The sequence below is a fragment of the Bacillus sp. 220_BSPC genome, assembly GCF_001054655.1.
Lineage (GTDB): Bacteria > Bacillota > Bacilli > Bacillales > DSM-1321 > Peribacillus > Peribacillus frigoritolerans.
In genome coordinates, this window is the sequence record NZ_JVPL01000074.1 from 1 (window position 1) to 5823 (window position 5823).

The window sequence follows — 5823 nt, forward strand, 5'->3', positions numbered from 1 at the left end:
TTTGGCTCTTTTTATTTTGAAAAAGTTTTAACTTTGTAAATTTGTGTTTTGCTGTCCGAACCTACCCCTACAGGGATTATTTCTTTTAGGATCATGGTCCTTTGCTTACTCTAAGCTATATTTATATTATGTAAACTGGAGAGGATAAAGTTTTCACTTATTATAAAACGGATTTACATAAATATGGGGATGCCTTCACATAATATAGAAGGATATAAATTCCTTAGTAATAGGGAGGTGATTAGATGTTCTTCAAAAAACGAAAGATTAGAAATAATAAAGACAAACAGGCCGTGACTGAGAATTCACAAGATATTGGCCAGCTGTTTGCTAAGGCTAAAAAATCCAGTGATTTTAAACAATTTCCACTTACGGATGAATCGGGACATTTAATCATTTCTTACTACAATACACTGGTCGATCAACAACAACTCCAACTGAAAATTTTACTGATTTTCCGAGAGACTCCTTTTAAACTAGACAGGCTAGAGAAAATTGATGACATAAAGAAAATCATCGCAATAGAAGATATTGTAATAACGGATAATCGGAACGAAGCTGAATCAAAGTTACTTAAAGGGTATGCGATACTTCAAATGAAGGAAAATGATCAAAGGGTTGCTTTAATTCTCTTATCTAATGATAAAGCTGGATTGCGTGAACAAAATAACGTTGAAAATGAGTTTAGTGTGGTGGGGCCACAAATTGGGTTTCTTGAGAATATTGATGTAAATATACATTTATTAAGACAACAAATAAATACAACTGATCTAATTACGAAGGAAGTAAACATTGGTTCTACTTCAAATACTAGAGTTATTATTGCTCATATTGATGGGATTACGAGTGAGCAGCATGTTAATACCATGACCCAACGGCTTCAAGATATTGATTTTGATGTCATTTTTGATACTTCTCAGCTGCATCAATTTATAGAAGATAATTCCCTTACACCGTTTCCTTTGCTTCTTCCAACTGAACGTGTGGATAGGGCGGTTCAAGCTCTTATTAACGGACAAGTAGCTGTTTTAAGTAGTGGGTCGCCATATGTCATTACAGGTCCTTCTACGATCATTGATTATTTTATTTCACCTGAAGATTACTTTCTCCCATGGATTCTTGGATCTTTTTTTCGTTTAATACGGATATGCAGTGTCCTTTTCTCCATTTTTGGAACATCTATTTATATAGCCGTTATCACTTACCATTACGAGATGATTCCAAACGATTTATTCGGTTCACTTAGTGTTTCTCGTTATAATGTCCCGTTTCCACCGGTATTAGAGGTGATTTTTCTGGAATTCACGATTGAACTATTACGTGAAGCGGGAGTCCGGTTACCTACAAAGGTAGGACAAACATTGGGAATAGTGGGCGGTATTGTTATCGGCCAAGCGTCAGTTGAGGCGGCCCTTACAAGTAATGTCTTACTCATTATAGTCGCCTTATCTGCCTTAGCTTCCTTTACTACCCCAATTTATAAAATGTCGAACACTATACGTTTTTTACGTTTTCCTTTAATTCTCTTCGCATCTATTTGGGGGGGGCTAGGTATCGTTATCGGGATTGCCTTTTTAATCACTCACCTTACACGGTTAGAATCTTTAGGAACACCCTATACCGTTCCATTTTATCCTTTTAGGCCAGAGGATTTAACGGACAGCCTGATCCGTTCCTCTTATAGTAAAACATCCAAAAGGCCAAATTATTTACGTCCTAAATCAATTTTGAGATACCACCCAGATAATCACAAAAAAAAGAAAAGTGATTTTGATGAATAATCAGGAAAGGATAATAAAGGTGAAGTAAATGAAATTATGTTTTCTGTTAACTTTTAGCTTAACTTTCTTTTTATCAGGGTGTGGTATACATGAGAGGATCATTGATGAAGTTCAGATAATTGAAGCTCTAGGATATGATCGGGAAGAAGGCAAAGTTAAAGGAATTGCTCTTTACCCTACTTTCGCAGAACAGGGAAATATCAAATTGAAGATTTATAAAACGGTGTCTGATTCATATGAAGACATACTCCCGAGACTGAATGCAAAATCAGCCTATCCTATTGAGACAGGAAAATTAGATTTTGTATTGTTCGGCAAGGAATATGCCACACAAGGGATCGAAGATGTTATCACTAATTTTGCCCGAAATCCAAATACGGCGAGTCGAATGCAGTTGGGCATTGCTGAAAACACAGCCGAAGATATACTTCAATCCAGTAAACATGTGAATCTTTCATTCCATTTAAGTGAAAAAATCAATCAAAACATTGAAAGTGGTAATTTGCCAAAAATGAATCTGCACATGTTTTTGAACAATTTTCATCAAGAAGGGAGGGATCAAATTTTACCTTACTTTATCCTAGAGGAAAATCAAATTAAAATTGACGGGTTAGCCTTATTAAAAAACGGGAAGTACATAAATCATATTAATTTAAGACAGTCCTTAATTCTAAAAACATTAATTGATGGGTCTCAAAATGGACAATATAAAACCAAAATCACGCAAAATAAAAAGGAAGGTTTTATTCTCTTGAAAAACCTGGATGCAAAAACTACATATACGGTTGAGAAAAGCGAAGGCATTCCGAGTATATTCATCGATTTAACCATCCATGCAGAGATTGAAAAAGCATCATCCTGGTTTGATTTGAAAAAAGATAAAGATATTGTAAAATTGGAACGAATTTTAAATGCACACTTTAAGGAAGAGGTCCAACGTTTAATTTCACTGGCACAAGGATACAATGTAGATCCCATTGGGTTGGGAGAAAAGGTTAGAGCCACCTCAAGAAATTGGGACTATCAACGGTTTATGGAGATATACCCAGAAGTAAAAACCACTGTACACACAAATATTGACATCCTAAATACAGGTATTGAAGAGTAAGTCTGCATGATAAGAGGAGGAACCACGTGAAATCATTACTAGACGAACGACATTTAGTATCTTCTTTTTACGTTTTCTTTCTAATCTACACGAATATTATTGGCATAGGAATCATGAGTTTTCAACGAGAAATAACGAAGGACGCAGGTTATGATGCATGGATTTCCATCATTTTATCAAGTATAAGCATTCATATACTAGTTTGGATGGTCTATCGTATTCTTGGAATTGCTAAAAATGATGTCATACATGTTCACAAATTTTGCTTTGGAAAATGGATTGGCGGACTGTTCAACATTTTTGTGATTTTCTACTTTCTTATATTAGCGTTAATTGTCTTCCGTGTTTATATTGAAGTCGTCCAAGTTTGGCTGTTTCCCTTAATGAAGACCTGGCAAATAAGCCTCATTATTCTAGTCCTCATTTATTACGTTGTATCCGGTGGATTCCGCGTAATTACTGGAATGTGTTTCTGGGGAACTATTATACCTTTTATTATTCTGTTTCCCCTTAATTTTTTTTCGTTGGAATTTGCCAATTTTGACAATTTATTACCCGTCTTTAACCACTCTCTGAAGGAAATCGTATCATCCTCTAAAGCTATGTTGTTTCAGTATGTTGGCTTTGAGACCTTATTCATGTTCTACCCATTCTTAAAAAATCCAAACAGATCACAAAAATGGGCCCATTTTGGACTTTTGTTCTCAAGCTTACTTTATCTAATAGTAGCACTCATCACATTTGTCTTCTTTAGTGAAGGACAATTAAACCATACAATATGGCCAACATTAGCTCAAATGAAAATTGCGAAATTCCCTCTAATAGAAAGAGTCGAATTTATCGTTGTTTCGATTTGGTTACTTCTCGTATTACCCAATATCAGTGTGAAAATATGGGCAGGTTGTCGTGCTATTAAGAAAGTAATAAATGTGAAACAACGTATAAGTCTGTTCATTGTACTGGTCCTATTCTTTATTATAGCTAATGTGCTCAAAGAGAGGAGTCAAATAGAGCGATTGAATGAAATGTATTCAAACATTGCTTTTTACTTTGTGTATCTATATATCCCTTTTCTCTTTTTGTACATTCATATTAAGCATAAAATAACTAAGTAGGATAGAAAGCTTCTAGAAACTTATAATACAGTCTGGGCAGATCGTTTTGTAAGGATTCAACAGAAAAGGTCAGCAGTTACATTTGGGAAGGTGAACCATTCCAAATCACAGAAATTACAATGGATAATCCTAAACTAAGTGAGGTTTTAGTTCGCCTTATTGCGTCGGGGGTTTGTCACACTGATGTGGAGTTAGTATAGTTTCATGGACACATTTTAGTTAAGTCCTTACAATGATTTTTGAGAGGATGTGTCCGTCTTGGAACGTAAGAATACAGGTGAAAAATATAATAATGAATTCAAGAAGACTATTGTAGATCTTTATCACTCGGGTAATTCGGTCAAAGAATTAAGCGGCGAATATGGCGTATCAGAAGTTACCATTTATAAATGGGTTAAAGAATTTATCCCTATCGGTTTAGGGAAAGAGTCTATGACTCCAAAGGAATTAGCTGCCATACAGAAGGAAAACCTTCGGTTAAAGCAAGAAGTTGAAATCTTAAAAAAGGCTATGGCCATATTCGCGAAAAAGTAACCGAGACAGATCTTACCGAATTTATTGAGGAACACAAGAAACAATATCCCATACAGAAGATGTGTGAAATACTAGAAATCCCAAGAAGCAGCCATTATCAGTCTCTTCAACTTGTCGTATCCAATCGCGAACAGGAAAACCAAGAGCTAACGCAGAAAATTCATCTCATCTACTTAGAAAGCAAGGGACGTTAGGGTGCTCCCAAGATACATAAAATCTTATTAACCAAAGGGTTTTCCCTAAGTCTAAAGCGTGTTCAACGCCTAATGAACAAAGCGAGTATTCGTTCTATCAGGAAGAAAAAATTCCGTCCTTATCCATCAAAAGAAAAGATTATTCAGTTAGATAATTTGCTTAAACGAGACTTTACTACCCAGACCATTAATGAGAAATGGGTAGCTGATATTACGTATATCCACACGTTAAAAGACGGATGGTGTTATTTAGCTTCTGTATTGGATCTTCATTCTAAGGAAATAGTAGGGTATTCCTTTTCACGTTCTATTGCGACAGAACTGGTCATAAAAGCTTTCGATAACGCTCACTCTTCACAAAAGCCATCGGAGGGCTTAGTTCTTCATACGAATCTTGGCTCACAATATACAAGCAGTGAGTTTACTCAACATACCCAGAATCATCATATTAAGCGATCCTTTAGCCAGAAGGGTTGCCCGTACGATAATGCAGTATTGAATCTTTTCATGCGATATTAAAGAAGGAAGAAGTCAACCATGTACAGTATCTAGACTAGCTAAATTAGCGATATTCCAATTTATTGAAGGTTGGTAAACCGAAAAAGAATTCACAGCAGCTTAGGATATAAAACTCCACAAGCCATTGAAGATCAAATTACAAATACAGCTTAAGATTTAACTTTTTTGTGTCCAAAATATTGACTCAAATCCATGGCTTTGGTAAATCTTTAAAGTATTTAATAATTATTTATTAGGGATTTCTTAAGAATCAACTTGTCTAGCTTTTCACTATATTCAAGTGTTTCCTGATGATTTAGACCTTTCTTAACACCAGTTTCTATAAGTAATTTTCTTAGGCTCTTTATATTTAATTCTAACTCTCTATACATTTTTATTTCGCACATTTTGAATACTCCTTTGTGGGTAACTAATTTCTATTTTAGGATTATATTACAATTATGTAATTATTAAAATGTTTTTTCTTAAACTTGCTAATAAGTAGGGAAATCGACATAAAATTATACTGCAATACGTCACAGTAGAAACAAAGAAAATCGTGATAATACGCAATCCAAAAGTGATAAAAAAGA

Annotated in this window: 4 protein-coding genes and 1 pseudogene; 4 read left to right on the plus strand and 1 reads right to left on the minus strand. The window is 34.8% G+C overall.

The genetic code is table 11. The features are described from left to right. The first annotated feature begins 245 nt into the window (after positions 1–245). The 4 genes and pseudogenes from ADA55_RS04335 to ADA55_RS04355 all read left to right on the plus strand — a co-directional run bounded on the left by ADA55_RS04335 (position 246) and on the right by ADA55_RS04355 (position 5404). A complete protein-coding gene (locus ADA55_RS04335) occupies positions 246–1781 on the plus strand; it encodes a spore germination protein (RefSeq protein WP_082162805.1) in 1536 nt (511 codons plus the stop codon). Between the two features lie 28 nt (positions 1782–1809). Next, on the plus strand, positions 1810–2889 hold the full coding sequence (locus tag ADA55_RS04340) for a Ger(x)C family spore germination protein (protein WP_048679599.1): 1080 nt from the start codon (positions 1810–1812) through the stop codon (positions 2887–2889). Between the two features lie 26 nt (positions 2890–2915). Further along, entirely contained in the window at positions 2916–4004 is a 1089-nt protein-coding gene (locus tag ADA55_RS04345; RefSeq protein ID WP_048679603.1) for a GerAB/ArcD/ProY family transporter, read from the plus strand. Positions 4005–4262: 258 nt separating this feature from the next. Next, a pseudogene (locus ADA55_RS04355) lies at positions 4263–5404 on the plus strand (IS3 family transposase). Between the two features lie 65 nt (positions 5405–5469). Here ADA55_RS04355 and ADA55_RS28215 read toward each other — a convergent pair. Further along, on the minus strand, positions 5470–5637 hold the full coding sequence (locus ADA55_RS28215; protein WP_072273098.1) for an aspartyl-phosphate phosphatase Spo0E family protein: 168 nt from the start codon (positions 5635–5637) through the stop codon (positions 5470–5472). Between the last annotated feature and the right edge of the window lie 186 nt (positions 5638–5823).